Here is a 21,594-nt window from a genome sequence, read left to right on the forward strand (position 1 = left end):
TGTGTCGGGACTTCGAACATACCACCGTTTCCAGTGACGCTATGGTGTACTTGGCCAGTATCCGGCGCACGCTGCGGATGGTGACGACGGAAAATACGAATTAAAAAACACTTTCTTAGAGCATTCTGGTCCAGCCTGGACTCCACAGTATTCTTTAACTCCGTCAGCGTTGAATACCTGGCTCTGGGAGGAGCTGCGGATCACCGGCCTTGAAGCCGAACGGTGGTGGGTTCTGCCGGGCAACTTTCGTTTGAGCGTCTTAGGAGGAGCTGGTTTTGGCCCTGACTCGTTTGGCTGGTTGTTGCCGGAGCGCGGGTGGGTGCTGAGCGACGCCCTCGGAGGAGTCAATAGCACCTTACTTCTCCCGCGACCGCGGGTGAAGATGTTCGTGTTTGATGAACGTGACTACCGCCCTGCCATCTATACGTCCATCACAATACGTGATGGACAGGAGCGTGGCCATGCTCTCCTGGGCTATTTCGATAACCTGGGTGACCAAAGCACCACTGGAGCCTGGCATACACGGTTTGGTACACTCGGCGCCGTGCTCCATCCACTGCCCAATGTCGACTTCCTGGCGCAATACCTTATCGGCGAGACCCACACGCGTGTGGCCAATTGGGACAGTTCATTTAGTGCTTTCTATACGTTACTTTCCTATCGCTATCGTACGCATCGCCTCACTGCTCGTTATGATGTCTTTCGCGTCCACGATCTTGATGGTGGCCCGAATTGGTCTCGCGATCGTGGAGATGCCGTCACCCTGGCCTACCTGTTCGACTTTGGCTTACGCCATCGGATCGGGATCGAATATATTTGGGCGCATAGTCGTCACCCATCCCTGACGCGTGGAGGTCCGCATGATGATGGGTGGCAAATCAGCTATCGATTTCGCTACTGACTGCAAATTTCTCCGCAAGAAAGACTATCAACACAGAGTGGCGAACGTATCTCACAATGACTTCGTCATCCGCATGACCTCCCCCGTCGTAGTAAGGTCATTCTCGTTGATCGCTCAAATACCTTCGTTCAGTATTGGTAAGTGGGCTGCGAGGGTCGCGCGGCAGCAGCTTGCTCTTTAGAAGACGGCTGTCGCAGTCTGTCAGCGCGGGGAATCGCTGCCGGGAATCACTGCGGGAGTGTGTTCACGCCTGAGCACCACGTCATGGAGTGCCCAGGCCTCACTACTCGTGCGGACCTGCAATCCCATAGTCAATGCGCGCCTCGGGTTTCCCTGACGGAAGGCATTCGTTGACAAAGCGCGTGTGCCCCAATAATAAGAGCAGCGTAATTCCATATGAAGCTAAAGTGCTTTGTACAGAGGTCATTTTAGGAGGGGAGAGCGATGGAGGGGATGTTCGTGCTTAGCTCCCAGCGATTTGGCGTAATACCTACTGTCGGGTTGCTGTGGGCACTTGTCCATATAACATCTTGTGTTCAATATTCGATAGATCGGCAAGGAAATCTGCAGTCGATCGGAGTCCCAGGAGTACCAGTGTGGCAATCACAAACGCTTGCAGAGCAAAAGCGTTTAGCGTCAGAAGGTGATCTTGCCGCCGAGCCTGGCTCGATGATCGATCCGACTGCCGATAGGTTCAAGACAAGTGCCTCGGATGCGGCATGGCTGGCACACGTCAACCGCTGGCGAACTGAGGCGCGCGTGGCTCCAATTGGAGAAAATTCCTGGCTGAGCCTCGGCAGTACTCAGCATGCCCAGTACTTAGGAGAGTTCTTGAAAAGAGTATCCCAAGCTCAAGCAATCAAAATCCTCAATATCCGTCTAATCTATTAAGGTTTAGGGAATACTTTGGTCAATGCGCAGATGGTATAATCTTTCCTGTAAATCGCCTTAGTGAAGAACGGTCCGTCCGAAGCGGCAGCATTCCGGAGGTACTCCTTTGCACTCGGTGCAAGCGCGCATAGTGAAACGTTTGGCAACGAGTATTGGACCGGAGAAGGAAACGAAGCGGCTCAACATGGGGGGATAGCGTGGAACAAAGATCCGATTGCCGATGTTGACGGTCTTCTTGTCGCGCCGTTCCATCGCTTACCCATTCTAGCGCCGTGGGCCAAAGCAGGAGGCTATGGTGAGTACGGTCGCTGGCCCGTTCGTGCAGGAGTGCTCGTGCTGCGTGGCGCAATCTCTGTCGGGGTCATCAAACCAGTACTCTTTCCGCCAGATGGAGCAACCATGCCAATGGGAGCGATGGTGAACTCGGAATTTCCAGATCCGCTTGAGGCCTGTCCAGGATATACACTTCCGGTAGGGCTTCCCATCACAGTACAATTGGGGCCTTCTGTTCGCGTGCGGCTCGAATCGTATTCACTTGAGGACGAAACGACTCAGCGCAAAATTGAGACTTGTGGGTTTGATGCCCAAAGCTATCCAGATCCCTATGGACAAAGAGTCTTAGCAAGCTATGGAGCGGTCGTCCTCGTCCCTCGTAAGCCACTGACACCTGACCATGAGTACCGTGTGAACGTACGCACCCGCCGGTACACCTATAACTGGACATTTCGGACAGAGCAGGCGACGCCGACAGTGAATCCCGTTTCCCAGGAACTGAAGCGACGGACACGCAGGAGTCAGTGAGTGGCGTACGGCAGACCTGATCGTGTCGGTAGCGCGCGCTGGACACACGCTACCTTTCAGCGAAAAACCGCTTCGTCACACAATATGATTTTTATTGCAGGACAAAGTCCGCATAGCCTTTGGCTGTGGCCTCGGCAACCTTAGCCCGGTAGGCCGGAGCAGGAAGTGGGTTGAGGAGAACCGCGCGCGGCTTTCCTGGGATATTGGTCCCCATAAACCATGCCGATTTGGCCCGCGTAAAAATCGACCCTTCGGCGATCTTGTTGATGTACTCGATCCAGGCATTTTCCGCCTGCGGTTTCGGAGCGATACTCTTCAAGCCCTTCTCACGCACATAACGAATGGCATCGGTGATCCATTCGACGATCGTCTCAGCACAGACGGTGTAGTTACAAAACGCAGAGTTGATCGCAATGAACAGATTCGGAAAGCCTGCACTTTGCAATCCCAAGTAGTTCCGCGGGCCATTGGCCCACTTGTCCTTGATCGTTTGTCCCCCTTCGCCGCGAATATCCATGCGCGTCAATGCGCCTGTCACCGCATCGAACCCTGTAGCATAGATAATGACGTCGAATTCATACTCTTTTTCTGTGGTCTTCACGCCTTTCGACGTGATGCATTCGATGGGAGCCTCACGCACATCGACCAGCAGGACATTATCCCGGTTGTAGGCTTCGTAGTAGTTGGTCTCCAATGGGATACGCTTCGACCCGAAGGGGTGGTCCTTCGGCACGAGTTTCTCTGCGACCACAGGATCCTTGACCCGCGAACGAATCTTGTTACGCACGAACTCAGCAAAGTCTTCGTTCGCTTCCTCGCTGGACATAATGTCGTGAAAATTGCTCAACCACTTAGTAAAGCCGGGTTTCGACCATAATTCTTCATAAAACTTGAGGCGCTCTTCCTTCGGTACGTCGAATGTTTTGCGTTTATCGAACTCATGCATCATCCCGACAGTCGTCTGGCGAATCTTTTTGTGAATATCGTCGTAGTTCGCCTTCCATTGTTGCTGTTCCTCGGCGGTCACCAACGAATTGCGACATGGGGCACAGTAGTTAGGTGTCCGCTGGAAAACAGTCAGATGACCGACTTCTTTGGCGACTTCGGGGATGAGTTGCACCGCAGTAGCGCCGGTCCCGATCACAGCGACCCGCTTACCGGTGAAATCGACTTTCTCTTTCGGCCAGCGGGACGTATGAAACGACTGTCCCTTGAAGCGCTCCACCCCCTCAAACGGCGGTGTGTAGCGAGCGGACAACAGGCCCACTGCTGCAATCACAAACTGTGCACTAGTGCGCTGACCATTCTCCAACTGAATATCCCAGCGATTGGTCTTCTCGTCATAGATCACCGAGGTCACATGCGAATTGAACTGGATATCTTTGCGCAGGTTAAACTTGTCCGCAACGTAATTGAGATACTTCTCGTTTTCCGGCTGACCGGAATAATGTTCCTTCCAATCCCACTCCTGCAACAATTCCTTCGACCACGAATAGCCGTAGGTCTCGCTCTCAGAATCGAAACGACAACCGGGGTACCGGTTCCAATACCAGGTACCGCCCACATTGCTCCCATCTTCATAGCAACGCACCGAGAACCCAAGTTCTCGTAGACGATACAGTTGATACAAGCCGGAGACGCCGGCGCCGATGACGATCGCGTCAAATCGTTCGACCGTCCCAGTCCCTACCGCTGCTTTCTGCTGTGTGGTCGTGGTCATCCCTTCAGTCGTACTCATACGCCCTCCTTAACGTTGTGTTGAGCCTGCATGGCCTCAAGCAGGCTTAGGTTATTTCGCAGGTGTCGGCGGCAGATGTCAAGCTGCGCGTCAGATTCGTTAGGGGGGTGCATTCGCCCGCAGGTCTGGGTACAACACGGAAGAATTGTCGTAACCGTCGGGAACATCACTATCATCTGGCAGAAGACGGGAGAGGAGACAAATGACACTTGAAGACCGGGTTGCGTTGCTTGAAAACGTGCGCGAGATCGAGCAACTGAAGTATCGCTACGCGCGCTGCTGCGACGGTGGCTATGACCTCGATGGGTTCAGGGCAATCTTCGTTCCCAACGGCACGTGGTCGGCGAATGGTTATGGCGAATTTCACGGCCACGAGGAGATCTGTAATTTTTTTCGGGAGCTGTCGCAGTCCGTGGTCGACGTGCTGCACTACGTGACTTCACCTCACATCACGATCGCCGAGGATGGACGCACGGCAACCGGAACATTCTATCTGCACTGCTTATCGCGCGTCTGTCGTAAACGTGACCGGTCGTTGATTGATTTCGTCGTTCAGATGGGAGCCTACACCGACACGTTCGTCAAAACTGATGCCGGATGGCGCTTCACGTCCATCAATGTCAACGTCACGCATACGAACCGGCTCGATACGCACTCGGAAGCTTACACCTAGGAGTCATACGCATGGAATACCAGACCATCATCGAGGAACGGCATGGTGCCGTTACCCGCCTCATCACCAACCGCCCGCGGTACAAGAATGCCCAATCGCGCCTGATGATCGAGGAGCTGGACCACGCCTTTGCGGCGGCGGACGCCGACGACGAGGTCCCCGTCATCATACTGGCGGCGGCAGGTGATACCTTCTCTTCTGGGCATGACATCGGGACAGCGGAAGAAAAAGAAGATATGCGGCGGCGGCCAATCTCGAAGCGGGTGAGTGGCCAGTACGGGCTCTCGCGTTCCTTATTCCTTGATGCCACGCTACGGTGGCGCAACCTCGACAAACCGACGATCGCGCAGGTGCAGGGGAAGTGTATCTTCGGTGGCTGGATGTTCGCTGCCGCTATGGATCTGATTGTGGCTGCGGACGACGCTCAGTTTCTGCCGGCCTTGATGCAGTACTTCTCGGTGCCCTGGGATATCCCGCTGCGCAAAGCCAAAGAGGCGATGTTCCGCAGCCGTTTTATTTCTGCGGACGAGGCCTGGCGCTTGGGGTTCGTGAATCACGTCGTCCCGCAGGCACAACTGGAAACGGAAACCATGGCGCTCGCGCGGGAGATTGCTGACAATGATCCCTTTACCCTACGGATGGTGAAGTGGGCGACCAACGCGGCCCAGGATGCGATGGGGTTCAGTGAGGCGGTGCGCAACGCCCATTCGCACTATATGGTGCATGGCTTCGACAGTTACCTGAAAGACAGCTTGGAAGGGAAAGGCTTCCCGAAAGTCATGCCCGGTGTCACACGGGCCCTGAAGCCAAAGTAGCCTTCTGAGATACGCAGCTCGACGACAATGGAGCGCATGTTCGACTGAGAGATGGAAAAGCTCCTCTTAGCGGAGCAACCACGAATAGGCACGCTCAAGAGCAGCGCGACCTTCGCGTTCCACCACCGAACCATGCGCAACGATCACTCGTGCGATGGGCCAGCGTAAAATCCGCGCCAGTGAGTCCCTGAACGCCGCGCGATCGCGAATCATCACGCGTTCAAGTAACGTGGTGCTCAGACAACCATAGGCACCCATGAGACGGAATGCGAGCCGCGTGAGCATTGGACTGCCAGCGTCGATGTTAAACGCGAGGTCACTCGCGATAAGCGTTTTACTCGGCTTGTGGAAGAAAACAACTTCATTGACGGCGGGTGCTCCGGCAAGCAAGGCATGATCCATGACCTCGGACCAGCCTGGAATGGGCTTCTCGCCCAATACCCCGGTGATCGCGAGATCAGGACGTTTCTTCTCTAGTCCAGGAGCGACATAGAGGCGCGTGGTTGGGTAAGCTTCGCGCCAGTCTGATACATAGAGATGGTGAAAGCGGTTCGGCGCAATGAGGAACGCCGGAGAACCAAGTTGTTCAACCTGCTCCGCGATTTCGTGTGATCGAGCGATGGGAGAATGGAGGACAAGTTGTGATCCCGGAAGACGGATGATCGTCATACAAGCACCGAGTTCGAGCCCAAGGAACCGTAACGGCTGGTACACAGTCCATAGGTCAGGAGCGAGTTCTTGGATCTTCTGCGGGTTTCGGCCTTTCATCATCGTGTCTTTTCCTTGGCAATGCAAAACAGAAACTCCATTATCGCCCTTTCGGTCGACCACGTCGCGCGAGGATGTCCTCGGGTTCTGGCACATTCCACATAAGGCGGATCGTTTTGGCAAGGTCTGGGTTGAGTCGTTGCAGCATTTTCTCTTTGTCCTCAGCCGTATGAAACTCAGCGAATGTCAGTAGTCTTTGAGCTTCGTCTTCAGCCTCAGTACCAAAAACTTCAACAATCAGTGGCGAAAGATCGCGCAGGAAGCCGGGATCATCGCAGGTTGAGACGACCCCAGCGATGACATCATACACATGAGAACTACGGGGCATCGATTGCATCACCTCAGCAATGATAAGTAGATCTCGCGCTACAAGAGAAAAAGTCTCAGCGCGCCCTTTCTCCTTGAGGAAGTCAGTCCACACCGAACCAATTCTGTTGAACACCGGGAACGGTCCGGCTTTGGCAAACCACTCTTGATGTTCTCGCACGACTTCACGCAGTTCAGCCCACTGTTCTGCCCGTGTCACAGCAGCCATCACCTGATCGAGACACCAATCGAACCAACGGTCATGCGCTGGTGTCTCAGTTATCACCTCTTGCAGCCGCGCGACTACATCTGACGCTGGTATCCGCATTGCGACGTCAGAGAAGACTGTGAAAGCGAGTCTTCTTTGATCTGCGTGCACGCTTTGATCATTGATTGCTAACGCTTCCTGTATTGTTGCCAATGCGACCGCGAACTGATCATTCTCAAACAGAAGGAAACTCTTTTGACCCAGACATTGGACCAGCGCATTTAGGTCCTTTGCGGTTCGGGCCAAAACAATAGCTTGGTCATAAGTTGACACTGCCTCCTTGTTGCGCTTAAGTTGCGACAAACACCACGCTTGGCTACTAAGGGATCGAGCTTCTCCTGATACACTTCCGACCCGTCGTGCCAACATTGCCGCTTCTTTGCTCGCTGCGACCGCCTCCTCATAGCGCCCAAGCTGTCCCAAACTCCGCGCTCTGTACCTCAACGCAAGACTAAGAGAGACGCTGTCTTCAATCTTGTCAGCGAGGTCTGCTGCCATATCTGCTGCAGAGATTGCTTCAACATATCGGCTGTCTTCCCCTTCAGCGAACGCCATATTGAGGTAGGCACAGATCTTCGGATACACATTGCATGCTTTATCAGCTAGGTCTTGAATCTCTCTCAGTTGTTCCACTGAACGTTCGTGATCCTTGAGGCGGTACCAAATAAAGGGCGCCATCCAATCAATCGCGAGAATCTGCGCATCAGTTGCCACGTCGGTCTTAGCGATAATCAGCGCGTCAGCCAACAACTGTTGTGCACCCTCGTCATCGTTAAGCCTCGATGCAGCGACGGCTTGGAGGATTTTTGCCACCGTGCGTTGCAGAGGTGGAAGTGACGCTTTCGCAGCATCGCTCCAGCGTTTATAGGCGTGTTCGGGATGGTCTCGCAACTGAATGCGGGCAGGTTCGATGTCTTCTGAGGAGAGGCCAGCAAAATCCCACAGCTTCATTGTTGGTCCCATCACCAGTGCATCGCGGAATTCATCATAACCGCGTGAACCGTCATCGAACCCGCCGTTGAGTCCGCGAAAAACGCGCGCTTCGGCAAGTTCTCTGGCTTCAAGATGCCGTCGGGCAAGTTCGCTTCGTTCTTCTGTTGTGAAAAAAGCAGCCAACAACTCAACGATCGGGGTCAAGCCAACTGCGTGTTCCTCTCCACCGTAGCGTCGGCGATAAAAGTGGACAAACAAGCGGTCACGCACGCGATACAGCGTACTGCGTCCGTCGCGGGCGCGGTCACCCGCAAGCAGACGTGCTTGCGTGAGATAACTGAACGCATCGGCAATCTGCGATTGCTGCACGCCAACCCGCGTGGCTAGCTCAGATTGTGAGCAGGGTTCGCCTTTGCGAATCAACGCATCAAGGAGTCCGGCGGTATTACTGGGCAGATCATCCAGACGACGGCGATAATAGTCAGCCAAATGATCACTCAACGCATCGAGAGTTTGCGCGATCGTGCGGGCGTCAGGCGAAGCCAGCACTTCGGCCAGCAGTTGCGCTAAGCGCGGATTGCCACCAATAAATTCGGCAATCGCACGGGCGCGTGCCTCTTCTATCACAGTCAGTTCTTCGAGCCCTTGCAGCTTGCGCCGCTTGTTAAAGTAGGCGATACAGGCATCGCCGTCCCAGGCATTGGGGTCAAGCGCTTTGAAGGCGAGAAACAACGGACGGTTGTAATCCAGATCGACGGTGCCTGTCGCCGTGGCGATGAGCATGAAGCGTGCGCCCTTTTTCCCCAGCAGTGCACGGAATCGTTCTTCAGCGGCAAGCGGTTCGTTGGTCACGCTTTTCGTACCCTTGCCCCTCTTCGTACTCTCAAGTGAACCAGTGCCAAAGAGATTGCGCGATAACGCGTCGAAATTCTCGATCATCACCACCGCAAGCCCACGACCTTCACCAAAGCGTCGGTCCAGTGCGTCTGATAGCGCTTGTCCTGCAGCCTCCCAGGCTTTGGCCGGAGGGCGTGGATCAAAGCTGTACGCACTGGCTGACCAATCATCACCACGAACTTTTGCAGCCACAACCTCTAAGATTTGTGGAGCGGTTTTGATGTTGTATTGCTCCTCTGGCAGCAGCACAAAGACAAGGGGCAGGTTTTCCGAGCGCGCCAGGTTCTCCCCTTCAATCTCCACCAGGCGCATGAGGAACGATTTCCCCGAGCCGCGTTCGCCATAGACGATCATGTGTTGTGGTGGGGTCTCAGGATGGGTCGCGGCATGACGAATCTCTTGCAGCAGTTCACGTAGTTCATCATCGCGGCCGGTGGCGAGTTCACGCACCACGTCAGGTAATATGCGGTGAGTATTGAAGGTTTCAACGATGCGCGGGGTAGTCATGCGGGCGCGCCTCCACGCCGTTGGTTGCGCCACGCGGTGACCAAGGTCGATGCCGCGCTCCAGGTCTGCGGACCACTACGCGCGATCCGTGGCGTTACGAATCCGTCCTCTTTCAAGATACTGAGTGCATCAGTGAGATCCGATTCATCGACTGCATCACCTGCACGAGTTTTGAGTTCTGACCGAGAAACCGGTGCGGGGGCTACGAGGACAGCCTCTAACACGTGTTCCAATAACTGCGGGAGCGGTGCGTCAAGGATGCCGTAGCGTTGCACGCGATTATCGAACTGTTTGAAGAATGCATCATCAAGCTCAGGCCGTACTTTGCGGGCAAAAATATCCTCGAAACGCTTTACGGCGGTTGCCTTGCCGCCGATGGTCACCTGCAGGAATCCACGTTGCAGGATCGAGGGATAGAAGGCCACACTTTCAGTGAGCAACGCTTGCGTATGCTCTTCGCTCCAACCGGAAATATTCCCACCAGCAGCGAGGGCACGGACCAATGCTTCAGCTTCTTCGGGTTCAAGTGGCGGTACCGAGAGCGGCGTGAGATCGTTCAGGTGGCTCAAGTCGAGTTTGTATTCACGTCCGAGTCCGACCAGGCCAATCGATCCCATCAGCAACATACGCATCCCTGCAGCACGCCATCCTCGCAACGCGGCAAGTAACACATCTACGCGGCGGCGACCAGTTTGGGAGTCAGCCTGTAGGATGCTGCGACACAACCACGGCAGTTCATCGACGATCAAAACGGGTTTTTCGTCATGGGCTGCCAGTGCTCGCTGGATTGCGGCTGCGATCGGCCCAAAGTACGCCTGGACATCACCGATATTACTGGGAGTGAGTAGCTTGATGGCCTCACGCACTCCTGCGGGAATGGCGCTGTCACCGGAGATAAATCTGAGCAGACGACCACCAATCCCCTGTACCTGGAGCTGCCCAAGGATCGCACACAACAACTCCGCCTCCGAAGTCTTCCCCTGCGCATCTTCCTCAATCACTTTCTTGCCGAGTTTTCGTAGCCGCTCAGCACAGGCGACGGCTTCACTCGACTTACCAGTGCGACGCAAGCCAAAGAGCATCCCACCATTGGTCCGGGTCAATGCACTATCAAACTCGGCTTCGAGTTCCGCCCGTGGGAAACGCATCTCGCCACGAACGGCTTGACCAATATGGGGCGTGACTTTCTCTGGCCATGTGGGATCGTGATGCTCTTCCTCCATGCTCCCTCCGGTATAGAAACCGCGATACATCAGAGAAGCTGTACAGAAAATTTCTACTATAGTCAATTCAATATATATCAATTTTCCTATATTCAAATTGTCAATTAACTATCCGAAAGTACGACAAAATATTCATCAAGAAAGCATGTGTATGCAGGGCGATAAATTGTCGCCGGTTGACGAGATTTTGTAACCTTGCCGAAAAGAGGTTGGACCTTGAACAAACCGTCTGAAACAGGAATGATCCTGTCGTCAACGCAACCAGGAGGTGCGCTATGGGTGAGATTTTAGGCGTAGGCGTGACCCACTATCCCCCGCTGATCCATCACGATGACAGCATGGCCGCACTGTTGAAATACTTCCTGCGCAGTCCTCGCATCCCAGACCACTACAAACAGCCAGAGCGGTGGCCGGAGGCCATGCGACAAGAATGGGGCGAGGATGAGGGCAAAAGTGCAGCAAAACAACATAGAGAACAATTAGTGACTTGGTTTCGTAAGGCCCGGCAAGAGATCGATCACTTCGCACCGGATTTCATCGTCATCTGGGGCGATGATCAATACGAAAACTTTAAGGAAGACGTTATTCCCGCCTTTTGTGTGATGGCGTACGAGGGGATCGAAGCGAGACCACCGTGGGCGGAAAATTTTGCCAAGATGTTCGGTCCCAATGTATGGGGCGAACCAATGGATAAGACCTTTCCCCTCACCGGTCATCGCGCTGGCGCTAAGTTTCTCGCGACCAGTCTGTTGGAGGGCGGCTTTGACATTGCCTACGCCTACAAGCCGCTGCACCACACTCTTGGCCATGCCTTCCTCAACGCGGTGCTGTATCTCGATTATGATCGCCGCGGGTTCACCTATCCGCTTGTGCCCTTTCAGATTAATTCCTATGGGCGACGCGTCGTGATTCAGAAAGCAAGCTTACCTAATCTGGACCAGCTCCCCACTGCCGACCAGTTTGATCCCCCCTCCCCTAGTCCACGCCGATGTTTCGAGGTCGGTGCGGCAGTAGCGCGCGCCTTGCAGCGTAGTCCCTGGCGAGTGGCGTTAATTGCCTCCTCAGGATGGTCACATGCGTTTTTGACGGAGAAGAATCAGTGGCTGTACCCCGATATACCGGCAGACCGAGCACTGTACGCTGCGCTCCAGGCTGGAGATTATGAAACCTGGCGTCGGTATCCATTGGCCGCGATCGAAGATAGCGGCCAACAAGAAGTGCTGAATTGGTGCTGTTTAGTGGGCGCGATGTCTGAATTAGGACGAAAGCCGGACGAGAGCACACTCATTGAGTCGTGGATTTTTAACTCGAACAAATGCTTTGCATTCTTTCGCCCCTAAGATTGTCTACTGGTCAAGCCGTAAAAGCCGCCGTGCATTGCCCCAAAGTACGGCGGCTTCTTGATCTGGTGCTAATCCCAGTGCTTTAACCTCTGCCACTGGCTGGGCAATACCCGCTGGCAGTGGGTAATCGGTGCCAATCACAAGCCGCTCTGCGCCATAGCTATCCACCAGATAACGCAGCATGCGAGGGCTGAAGGCGATCGTATCCAAACAGAATTGCTCCATGTACGACGACGGTGGGCGGGGAATCGCTGCGCGACAATCAGGCAGACGTTCAAAGCCCATATCTAGTCGTCCCAACATACTCGGTAGCGCTCCACCCGCATGATATAGCACGACACGTAAACGCGGATGGCGCTCCAGCACGCCACCGTAAATCAGCACCGCAGCAGCTAGACCAGTATCGAACAAGTTCCCAGCCAGTACCCCCAAGCCGTACCGCGCCAACATGCCACGTGGCGCAGCCTCAAACGGATGAATGCAAACGACCATCTGTAGCGCTTCCGCCGTTGCCCAGAACACTTCGAATTGCGACTCATCTAATCCGTGCGCATCAATACGCGGCGGAATCTCCACACCGCGTAGCCCCCGTTTGGCAGCACGCTCTAGCTCTCGTGCTGCAGATTGCGGATCTTGGAGTGGTACCGACGCCAGGGGCAGAAAACGCGCTGGCAGACGCTGGCCGATCGCGGCGAGCGCATCGTTGTTCACCTGCGCAATGGCGAGCCCAAGGTCTGGTGTCACTTCTGGATACATCATGAATGGCACACAGGAGACCGCTTGAATGCCAATGCCACCAGCATCCATATCGACGAGCCGTGCCTCGGGGCATGACATCTTGTCATGATACGGACGGCGTGCAGACCCTTGGATGACAAAGAACTTCTGACCGTTTTGCTCGACGATCCGTGTTTCGTACCTCTCTCCCTCACGCGCGAGGAAGTCGGCGACCTCCGGTGCGATCATGTGATTGTGCATATCGATGGGAGACAGCATCACTCACTCCTCTATTGCGACAAACCACCTGTTACAACAGAATACTCACTTTCCCGTGAGGGCGGAGCGAGTCCATATCAAGAATGGCGCGACGTTCACGAATTTTCATTTGCCCGTCTTTCTGCACCAGTGTGTATTCATAGCGACCCACATAGAGGTCGAGTTGTTCCAGGCGAGATCGATAGACAGCGAAGTTCGCGGTTACATGGATCGTGCTACCTTCGATGCTGCGAATGCGGACGTTACTAATCATCCGACGTGTACGGGAACGTGGGTTCTCCGCATGAGCAAAGCGTCCGAGCAACTGCTTGACCCGCGAGCGAATGCGTGTGGAATCATCAGCCACGAGAAACAGTGTCGACTTGTGATCTCCGTCAGGCTTGTCCGTCGAGGGTACGTAGTACGCCGCATCTTCGGTCAATAACTCCAGCCATTCCTCTAAGTGCCATTCGTCGAGCAGTGCCGCTTCTTCATACAGAAAGTCTTCGATCTGTTGACGTGTGACAACATTGTTGTTTACCGTCATAACGGTTTCCTTACACGCGCGCTCTGTCACGAATTACGGGTTACGCTGCCCGTTGTCCGGTCACCTTGGCAGATGGGGTGCCGGTGATCAATTCATGCCAGCGTCGCCAGAAGGTCCGTATCTGCAACTCATCTGTCGTCACTGGCTCTGCTCGGTTCATCCCGCGCGATATGTCTGACCACATCACTTCACGGTTAGCAAATCCGCGTTGGCACGACTCCAACATTTCCACATCATCAGGTGTGGCGAACCCACCAGGACCAAGAAAGGTCAGAAAGTTATCAAGCCGTAACGCTCGATCTTCCGCAGTCTCCTCCTTCGGTGCGAGTGCCCAGGCGCTGATCTCCATATAGTCACATGACACCGGGAAGAAGGTGCGCACGGTCACGGCCATGATGTCGTTGATGATGAGATTAGGAAAGATTTGCAGATTGCGACTGGTTTGCGCCACCCGATAGGCCCATTCTTTACCGAAGCGCTGCTCCAGGCGTTGCTGAATCGCAGCAAGCGATGCCTTCTTCTCTTTGCCAAAATAGGGCGCCCAACGCGCGACTGGCCGCCCCCACGGTGGTTCATATTCGATCACCGAATGACCATTGCCCAGACTTTTGGCGAATCCACGTAAGCGCGTAACCGCGGAGAGGTCCATCCCGCCAATCTCGCCGAGGAACGACATGTAGCGCTGATGTGTCGGCAACGCATGATAGCCATCGATGCTGTTCTCCACCAACAGTTTCCAATTGGCGCGCATACTGTAGAGTTGTGAACCTTGCACGATCTCCACGCCCACTTCAGACTGATCGCACACGAGGTCGAGATATTCCTTCGCACCTGCCAGGTATGTCACGAGGTCTTCAGCCTTGGGATCAAGGTTGATAAACACAAACCCACGATAGCTCTCCACGCGTGGGGGCGTACCGAGGGCAAGTTCATTGCGATTAAACGCAGGGCTATAGGCATCTTCTCCAGGCAGCCCGATCAACTCACCACGAGTGCTGAAGGTCCACGCATGATACGGGCACTGAAATGAACGCGCGTTGCCAGCCTGTTCGCGACAGACTAGTGCCCCACGATGGGTGCAGGTGTTCAGCAGGACGCGCACCTGCCCATCGTCACCACGAGCAAGAATCACGGGTCGCCCTGCGACACGCCGCGAGCAGAAGTCGCCCGGGTTCGGCACTTCCGTCTCATGGCCCGCATAGATCCAGCAGTGTGCGAAGATGCGCTGCTGTTCCAACGCCAAGACCTCGGGGCTCACGAACGCCTGACGGTTGACGCGAAATAAGCCGTCTTGTTGATTGTCGACGACTAAGCCTTCAAGGGAGGTAGGTTCCATAATAACGCTCCTATACGGATCAGCATGTTCCGTGGTGGGGGTTACGTATTCCGTGCTCCTTCAGTCTGTTGTCTATCACGCCTGACGCATCTCGTCTCTCGCATTACGTCTCCGGATTCCACGCCCAATATCGTGCGATGGTGCCAGCATCGACACGCAAGTCCATACCAGTCACCATTTCCGCATCATCAGACGCCAGAAACGCAATCGCTTTGGCGTAGTGGTTGGGGCTTGGCAGTTTCCGCATCGGTGCGCCTTTGCGGAACGGTTCAAACATCGACACGATGCGTTGATCGCCCGGCCCTCTGCCCCAACGTTCAGCACGTTCGAGTCCTTCCCGTGGATCGGTAGCTGTCGGGGTAAGGCTGTTCACCCGAATGCCGTAATCGACCAGCTCCATTGCCACCGAGCGCGTGAAGTTCAATAAGCCACTTTTGCCTGTACAATAGCCAACGTTACGTGGCTGTCCCTGATGGCCCGCTGTGGAGATGATATTAATGATATTGCCGCGCCGCTTTTGAGCAATCATTAATTGCGCAACATACTTGGTGAACAAAAACGTGCCAGTAAGAATGATCGAGGTCTGCCGGGTCCACTCCTCCAGCGACATATCAAGCACACCTTTTTGATTGAAAATGACGGCGCTGTTGACTAAGAGGTCGACTCCACCAAATGCGTCTTGCGCGCGGGCAACAGTGGCTTTGACCTGCTCTTCATTAGTGACATCACACACCACGCCGATCGCCTGGCCACCACGTTGGGCAATCGCGGCTGCGCATTGGTGAGCGTTGTCAGGCACGATGTCGACACAGACAACCTTGGCGCCTTCGTCAGCGAGCCCGTCAGCGATGCCACCACCGATATTCGGACTCGTTCCCGTCACTAACGCAACTTGGCCTTGTAGTTTCACGGCTCCCTCCTTACTGAACTGCAACAGGCTAGGAAGAGAACACTCTCAAGTCAATGGCAAGGGACAACACTTGCGTGAACGAGGTTCCTTATGCCGTCAGATATGGTATCTCCTGGCGTGATCGCGACCTCCCGAATTCGCGAAGAGGAGTAACATCTTGTATGGCTGAGAATTTTCTCTATGAAAAAAACGGCGTGACAACGACCATCACGTTTAATCGCCCGGAGCGGCGAAATTGCTTGAATGCGCAGGTAATGCAGGAACTCGAAGATCTCATCCGCGAGGTGCGCAACGACCGCGAGGTACGGGTCTTGATCGTCACCGGCACTGGCGCGGCGTTCTCGGCAGGCGCCGATATGTCGATCGTGAAAGGGATCAGTGACGCGAAGGAACGGGCGCGAGTCTTCGCAGAAAACGGCGGCAGTACGGCTCGTGCAGTTGGACGGGTGTTCGATCACATCACACGTTTGGATTGCATGACAATTGCGGCGGTAAATGGCTATGCAGTGGGAGGTGGCTGGGCACTTGCTACCGCATTCGACTTTGTCGTGGCAGTAGAACAGGCCGAGTTCTGGGTTCCAGAGGTCGAATTAGGCGTACCGTTCACCGGCGGGCCAGCGCTGGTCATGGCAGCACGGTTAGGTCCGTGGCGCGCGAAAGAAGCAATGGTGCTGTGCCGCCATTTCAAAGCCCGTGAGCTGTATGAACTCGGCATGCTCCATCGGGTGGTGCAGGACAGTGAACTGATGCCCGCGGTACGCGAGTTGACTGAGGAAGTGCTGAAACTCCCGCAAAAGGCGGCAACCAGAACCAAACACTTCGTGGATGGGATCTTCATCGGCCAACGGTTGTACTAAAGGAGGAACTCCACAATGCTGCAGTTCGGAATCGTTACGATTACAACAGACGCTTCCATCTCCACGGTCGAATTAGCCCGCTGGATGGAAGCGCATGATTTTGAATCGCTGTTTATGGGCGCCCATTCCCATATTCCCACGAGTCGCCGGACACCGTTTCCCAGTGGCGGGGCTCTGCCAGAAATATACAAACACTTTGCTGATCCCTTTATCGAATTAGCAGCCGCAGCGGCAGTGACGGAAAGGCTGAAGATCGGCACCAGTGTGTGTCTGATGACCGAGCACCATCCGATCGCCTTGGCGAAAACCGTGGCCAATCTCGATCGTCTCTCCCGTGGTCGTTTTCTCTTTGGCATTGGCGCAGGGTGGAACGTCGAAGAGATGGCCAATCACGGCGTAGAATTCAAGGATCGCTGGAAAGTGGCGCGCGAACGCGTGTTAGCCATGCGAGCGATTTGGACGAACGCGGAAGCTGAGTTTCACGGACAGTTTGTTAACTTCGATCCTATTTGGTGTTGGCCGAAACCCGTGCAAGCAAGTGGCCCGCCGGTGCTACTCGGGGTTGGCGCCACCAAGGGCATGCCCAAGCGTGTCGTCGAGTACGGCGATGGCTGGATGCCTGTCGACGGACTCGATGACGTTGCGGCTGGAGTCGCGGCAATCCGAGCAGAAGCGGCACGAGTGGGTCGCTCTTTTGCGGATTTCGATCTGAGCGTCCTCGCTGGCTATGGCATCTACGGAGCGGCTGGCACGGAAAGACGCATTACAGAATTAGCAGCGCTGGGCTTCACACGAATCCTCTTGGTGCTCGACGCCGTGACGCCGGATAAGCAGTGGCGCAGGTTAGAACAATTCGTGAGCTTGATGAAGCAGTGCCGCTAAGGGGTGCCAAGCGGGGTTCTCAAGGCTATTGTTGACAGGTTACGGTAACTTAAGGTACGGCTTCACGGGGTTATGTGAGATTTCCCAATCTTTCTACAGTCACAGGAGCATCAACATGGCAAATATATCACCGACCGCACCGACAGCGGCGAATGGCACCGTCGAAGAATTTGACGTGATTGTGATCGGTGCCGGCGTGTCTGGCTTGTATCAATTGTATCGTCTCCGCGAGTTAGGGCTTTCAGTCCGGCTCTACGATGACGCTGGCGGCGTGGGCGGCACCTGGTACTGGAACCGCTATCCAGGGTGCCGTTTCGATTCTGAGAGCGAAACGTACGGCTACTCGTGGTCCAAAGAACTGTTACAGGAATGGGACTGGAAGGAGCATTTCTCCGGCCAACCGGAAAATGAACGCTACCTGAATTATGTAGCCGACAAGTTCAATCTCCGACCCAATATTCAGCTCAATTCTCGGGTTACCTCAGCCGTCTTCAATGAAAAGACCAATCGCTGGGCGATTCAGTTAGAAAGTGGCCAACGGGCACGCGCGCAGTTTCTTATCGCTGCGGTGGGCGTCTTAACTGCCCGCTATACCCCTCCCTTTGCTGGGATCGAGAGCTTCAAAGGCGAGTCCTATCACACCTCGCGCTGGCCAAAGGAGAAAGCCCACTTCGCTGGCAAGCGCGTGGCGTGCATCGGTACCGGCGCTACGGCTGTACAGCTCATCCCAATCGTGGCCAGAGAATGTGGCCACCTCACCGTCTTCCAACGTACCGCCAATTACTGCGCGCCATTGCGGAACGGACTGGTGTCCGAGGAAACCCAACGTCAGTGGAAAGCCTCGTACGAAAAGATTCACAAAAAGTGCCGCGAAACCGCGACCGGGTTTACCCACGACTTTGACCCACGCAAAGCCCTAGAGGTCTCAAAAGACGAGCGACTCGTCCAGTATGAACGATTGTGGGCGCAACCCGGATTCTCAAAATGGTTGGCCAATTTCCGCGACATTATGACGAATAAAGAAGCCAACGAAGACTTTGCTGAGTTCGTGCGTAACAAGATCCGCGCCCGAGTCAAAGACCCGGTAGTTGCAGAAAAGCTAGTGCCTAAGGATCATCCCTTCGGCGCCAAACGCATTCCCTTAGAGACCGACTATTACGAAGCGTACAATCGTGACAACGTCATGCTCGTGGATATTAAAGAGACCCCGATCGAGTGCATCACTCCCACAGGAATCAAGACAAGTGATAAGGAGTACGAGTTTGATGTCATCATTTATGCGACAGGCTTTGATGCGTTCACCGGAGCGATGACACAGATCGATATTCGCGGCCTCGGCGGACAAACGATCAAGGACAAATGGGCTGACGGACCGAAAACCTTTCTTGGGCTGCAAATCGCCAATTTCCCGAATCTTTTCCTTGCTATCAGTACGGCGTTCGGCAACTATCCTGTCGCTGCCGAGATGATTGTCGAATGGATTACCGACTGTATTCGCCACGTGCGCGAGAAGGGCTATCAACGCATTGCGCCGACCCCAGAGGCCGAAGAGGCATGGGTAGACCACGCAGCGCAACTGGCAGAGAAGTCACTCTTTGCTTCAGGAAACTCTTGGTTTGTCGGTGCGAACATCCCAGGAAAGAAACGTGTATTTTTGCTCTACGCCAACACTGTCCCCGCCTATCGAAAAAAGTGTGCCGAAGTGGCAGCCAATGGATATGAGGGATGTGTGTTGCAATAGTCGTGTGCGCGCGGTTGGCAACGAGGAGGACGTGATGCGATTGCCGGACAAGATTGCTCTCATTACTGGTGCGGGTTCGGGCATTGGTGAAGCCACAGCCAGAACGTTTGCGCGCGAAGGGGCGACTGTCGTCGTGACCGATATCGACGATACCAATGGTCAACGCGTGGTCGAAGACATCCGACGCGCTGGTGGCCGCGCCGAATACTTTCACGCCGATGTCGGTAACACTACAGACATCGAACAAATGATTGCCTTTGCGACCTATCGCTTTGGTCGTCTCGATATTCTTCATAACAACGCCTTGTTCACGGTTGTTGGACGAATTGGCGATCTCACACTTGAGGGATGGAAAAAGACGCTGGACATCAGCCTGACCGGTTATTGGTATGCCATCAAGATGGCATTGCAGCCGATGCTCAAACAAGGCAAAGGCGCCATCATCAATACCGCTTCAGTTTCGGGGTTAGCCGGAGACTACACACTTGGTGTGTACAACGCCGTCAAAGCTGGCGTGGTGAACATTTCGCGGGTCACTGGCATTGAGTATGCCCGCAAAGGCATTCGTTGTAATGCCATTTGTCCAGGACCGATTCTGACACCACCGTTGCAACGCCTGGGGCAAAGCCACCCAGAGACATTTGCGCGTATCAAGGAGGCTATTCCCATGGGACGCTATGGCGAGCCGCAAGAAATCGCCAATGTCGCGTTATTCCTAGCATCGGATGAAGCCTCGTTTATCACCGGTGCCTTTATTGTTGCTGATGGTGGACTGTGGGCGCACTCTGGCATGCCGAGTCTCAGTGGCCAGGGGCCGGAGTGGTGAAGGAGAATAGAGGCTTCTTGAATTGGTTGTCGACGTGCGCTGCTCATACTTCGATCCTCCGACTAAGCTCAAGACGTCAACGCGAACGGGGATACGAACACGACGCTACCCCGTACACCCTGAGCTTGTCGAAGGGTGGCCTGGCTTCGGCTATTCCTCTCAACTGGGGTAGCGTGCGCTGTGCGCACGCTGCACGTGCCAGCTTTGCTTCCCGTGCGCATGGCGTACGCTACGGTCGCTCCGGTGACAACCCAGAGTGTACCACTCTCGTGTGGTTTGATTTAGCTGGAGCAGGGCGTGCACCTGCACGAACGAATCACTAAAAGTGAATTATTTACGCACCCGTGCGTGATCCGTAGAAGGAGGACCATATGAACATTGGTATTCTGATGACCGCAACCGCGCAGAGCGGTGACCTGGCTGAGTACGCTCGCAAAGTCGAGTCGTTAGGCTTTGACTCGCTCTGGATTCCGGAACATCCTGTGATTCCGGTTGGCCACAAGACCCCCTTCCCCATTGGCGATGGCAAACTGCCCGAACACTATAACCGCTGGGCTGACCCATTCATTGCCCTCACCGTGGCAGCGACAGTGACAAAGAAAATCAAGCTCGGCACGGGAATCTGCTTGCTACCGGAGCGTGAGCCGATGATGACGGCAAAAGTCATAGCCAGTCTTGACCTCTATTCAGGTGGGCGCGTCATTATTGGCGCCGGGGCAGGATGGTTACGCGAAGAAACGGAAGTCATGGGCGTGAGTTTTCACTTGCGGTGGAAGCGAATGCGCGAAATGGTGGAAGCGATGCGAGTGCTGTGGACCAAGACCGAAGCCAGTTACGAAGGCGAGACCGTGCGCTTTCCAGCGGTACGCTGTGAGCCCAAACCGGTGCAAAAGAACGGACCACCGATTTTACTCGGTGCCCACGGGCCGAAAGCGTTAGAGCGAGTGGCCCGGACGTACGACGGCTGGCTCCCGCTGGTTCATAGCGCCGAGGAGTTCAAGAAAGATATGACTGAGATCCGCCGACTCGCCCGAGAAGCGGGACGCAACCCCGACAGCCTGCAGTGCACGGCGATTGTCGAACCGTCTGAGAATGGCCCATCGACTGATGATCTCAAACGCTATCGTGATGCTGGGGCTGAGCGCGTAATCGTCTTTTCGCAACGCATGGGAACGGAAATTGCCGATGGCAAAGGCATGGAATGGATCAACCGTGTCGCACCGGTCATAGAGCGTGGGCAAAAAGTGTAAAGCTAAATCGGACCATGAAAGATTGGTACACTCGCGCTGTCACCCTGAGTGCAACGAAGGGTCTCTCGGAGGGATTCCGCGCTTCACTGCTCAGAAACACACTCTCAGGCCGAGACGGGCTGGGGGAGGAGCGTGAACCCCAACCGGGCGGCGGTCCGTTTGAGGTGGCGAAGGGTGCGTTGACGCAGGTGTTCATCATAGGCTTC

General features: G+C 54.9%; 19 protein-coding genes. 11 read left to right on the forward strand and 8 right to left on the reverse strand.

Annotated elements, in window-relative coordinates:
• The first annotated feature begins 169 nt into the window (after window positions 1-169).
• The 3 genes from FJ147_17860 (at window position 170) to FJ147_17870 (ending at window position 2,593) form a co-directional block, all read left to right on the forward strand.
• Complete coding sequence (locus tag FJ147_17860) at window positions 170-901, forward strand: hypothetical protein (GenBank protein MBM4257743.1); 732 nt, start codon at window positions 170-172, stop codon at window positions 899-901.
• A gap of 594 nt (window positions 902-1,495) precedes the next feature.
• Window positions 1,496-1,792 (forward strand): hypothetical protein, encoded by a 297-nt coding sequence (locus FJ147_17865; GenBank protein ID MBM4257744.1) that lies wholly within the window; start codon window positions 1,496-1,498, stop codon window positions 1,790-1,792.
• A 60-nt stretch (window positions 1,793-1,852) separates the two neighbouring features.
• Window positions 1,853-2,593, forward strand: a complete 741-nt coding sequence (locus FJ147_17870; GenBank protein MBM4257745.1) for a hypothetical protein — start codon at window positions 1,853-1,855, stop codon at window positions 2,591-2,593.
• Window positions 2,594-2,684: 91 nt separating this feature from the next.
• Here the strand turns inward: FJ147_17870 and FJ147_17875 are convergent, their stop codons facing one another.
• A complete protein-coding gene (locus tag FJ147_17875) occupies window positions 2,685-4,313 on the reverse strand; it encodes an NAD(P)/FAD-dependent oxidoreductase (protein MBM4257746.1) in 1,629 nt (542 codons plus the stop codon).
• Window positions 4,314-4,533: 220 nt separating this feature from the next.
• Here FJ147_17875 and FJ147_17880 point away from each other — a divergent pair, with 220 nt between their 5' ends.
• A complete protein-coding gene (locus FJ147_17880; protein MBM4257747.1) occupies window positions 4,534-5,004 on the forward strand; it encodes a nuclear transport factor 2 family protein in 471 nt (156 codons plus the stop codon).
• Window positions 4,929-5,819: an enoyl-CoA hydratase gene (locus FJ147_17885; GenBank protein MBM4257748.1), complete on the forward strand. Its 891-nt coding sequence runs from the start codon at window positions 4,929-4,931 to the stop codon at window positions 5,817-5,819. Before FJ147_17880 ends, FJ147_17885 begins: the two co-directional genes overlap by 76 nt.
• Window positions 5,820-5,885: 66 nt before the next feature.
• On the opposite strand, the gene FJ147_17890 is transcribed toward FJ147_17885, so the two are convergent.
• The 3 genes from FJ147_17890 to FJ147_17900 are packed head-to-tail and all read right to left on the reverse strand — an operon-like array spanning window position 5,886 to window position 10,721.
• Window positions 5,886-6,683, reverse strand: coding sequence for a DUF4336 domain-containing protein (locus FJ147_17890; protein ID MBM4257749.1), 798 nt, complete (start codon window positions 6,681-6,683; stop codon window positions 5,886-5,888).
• Entirely contained in the window at window positions 6,628-9,498 is a 2,871-nt protein-coding gene (locus FJ147_17895) for a tetratricopeptide repeat protein (GenBank protein MBM4257750.1), read from the reverse strand. Before FJ147_17895 ends, FJ147_17890 begins: the two co-directional genes overlap by 56 nt.
• Window positions 9,495-10,721, reverse strand: coding sequence for a hypothetical protein (locus FJ147_17900; GenBank protein MBM4257751.1), 1,227 nt, complete (start codon window positions 10,719-10,721; stop codon window positions 9,495-9,497). Before FJ147_17900 ends, FJ147_17895 begins: the two co-directional genes overlap by 4 nt.
• Window positions 10,722-10,996: 275 nt before the next feature.
• Here FJ147_17900 and FJ147_17905 point away from each other — a divergent pair, with 275 nt between their 5' ends.
• Window positions 10,997-12,061 carry an extradiol ring-cleavage dioxygenase gene (locus tag FJ147_17905; protein MBM4257752.1) on the forward strand — a complete coding sequence of 355 codons (1,065 nt, stop codon included), beginning with the start codon at window positions 10,997-10,999 and terminating at the stop codon, window positions 12,059-12,061.
• A 6-nt stretch (window positions 12,062-12,067) separates the two neighbouring features.
• Here FJ147_17905 and FJ147_17910 read toward each other — a convergent pair whose 3' ends face one another.
• The 4 genes from FJ147_17910 to FJ147_17925 form a co-directional block, all read right to left on the reverse strand.
• Window positions 12,068-13,060, reverse strand: a complete 993-nt coding sequence (locus tag FJ147_17910; GenBank protein MBM4257753.1) for an amidohydrolase — start codon at window positions 13,058-13,060, stop codon at window positions 12,068-12,070.
• 31 nt (window positions 13,061-13,091) lie between these two features.
• Window positions 13,092-13,586 carry an aromatic-ring-hydroxylating dioxygenase subunit beta gene (locus tag FJ147_17915; GenBank protein MBM4257754.1) on the reverse strand — a complete coding sequence of 165 codons (495 nt, stop codon included), beginning with the start codon at window positions 13,584-13,586 and terminating at the stop codon, window positions 13,092-13,094.
• Between the two features lie 40 nt (window positions 13,587-13,626).
• Window positions 13,627-14,922: a Rieske 2Fe-2S domain-containing protein gene (locus FJ147_17920; GenBank protein ID MBM4257755.1), complete on the reverse strand. Its 1,296-nt coding sequence runs from the start codon at window positions 14,920-14,922 to the stop codon at window positions 13,627-13,629.
• A 103-nt stretch (window positions 14,923-15,025) separates the two neighbouring features.
• Window positions 15,026-15,832, reverse strand: a complete 807-nt coding sequence (locus FJ147_17925; protein MBM4257756.1) for an SDR family oxidoreductase — start codon at window positions 15,830-15,832, stop codon at window positions 15,026-15,028.
• A 53-nt stretch (window positions 15,833-15,885) separates the two neighbouring features.
• Here FJ147_17925 and FJ147_17930 point away from each other — a divergent pair, with 53 nt between their 5' ends.
• The 5 genes from FJ147_17930 to FJ147_17950 all read left to right on the forward strand — a co-directional run bounded on the left by FJ147_17930 (window position 15,886) and on the right by FJ147_17950 (window position 21,388).
• Window positions 15,886-16,689, forward strand: coding sequence for an enoyl-CoA hydratase/isomerase family protein (locus FJ147_17930; protein ID MBM4257757.1), 804 nt, complete (start codon window positions 15,886-15,888; stop codon window positions 16,687-16,689).
• 15 nt (window positions 16,690-16,704) lie between these two features.
• Window positions 16,705-17,571, forward strand: a complete 867-nt coding sequence (locus FJ147_17935) for an LLM class F420-dependent oxidoreductase (GenBank protein ID MBM4257758.1) — start codon at window positions 16,705-16,707, stop codon at window positions 17,569-17,571.
• Window positions 17,572-17,686: 115 nt separating this feature from the next.
• Window positions 17,687-19,312 (forward strand): NAD(P)/FAD-dependent oxidoreductase, encoded by a 1,626-nt coding sequence (locus FJ147_17940; protein MBM4257759.1) that lies wholly within the window; start codon window positions 17,687-17,689, stop codon window positions 19,310-19,312.
• Complete coding sequence (locus tag FJ147_17945) at window positions 19,284-20,138, forward strand: SDR family oxidoreductase (GenBank protein MBM4257760.1); 855 nt, start codon at window positions 19,284-19,286, stop codon at window positions 20,136-20,138. Before FJ147_17940 ends, FJ147_17945 begins: the two co-directional genes overlap by 29 nt.
• A gap of 371 nt (window positions 20,139-20,509) precedes the next feature.
• Complete coding sequence (locus tag FJ147_17950) at window positions 20,510-21,388, forward strand: LLM class F420-dependent oxidoreductase (protein ID MBM4257761.1); 879 nt, start codon at window positions 20,510-20,512, stop codon at window positions 21,386-21,388.
• Window positions 21,389-21,594 lie beyond the last annotated feature (206 nt).

Source organism: Deltaproteobacteria bacterium, from assembly GCA_016874775.1.
Taxonomy (GTDB): Bacteria; Desulfobacterota; Binatia; order Bin18; family Bin18; genus VGTJ01.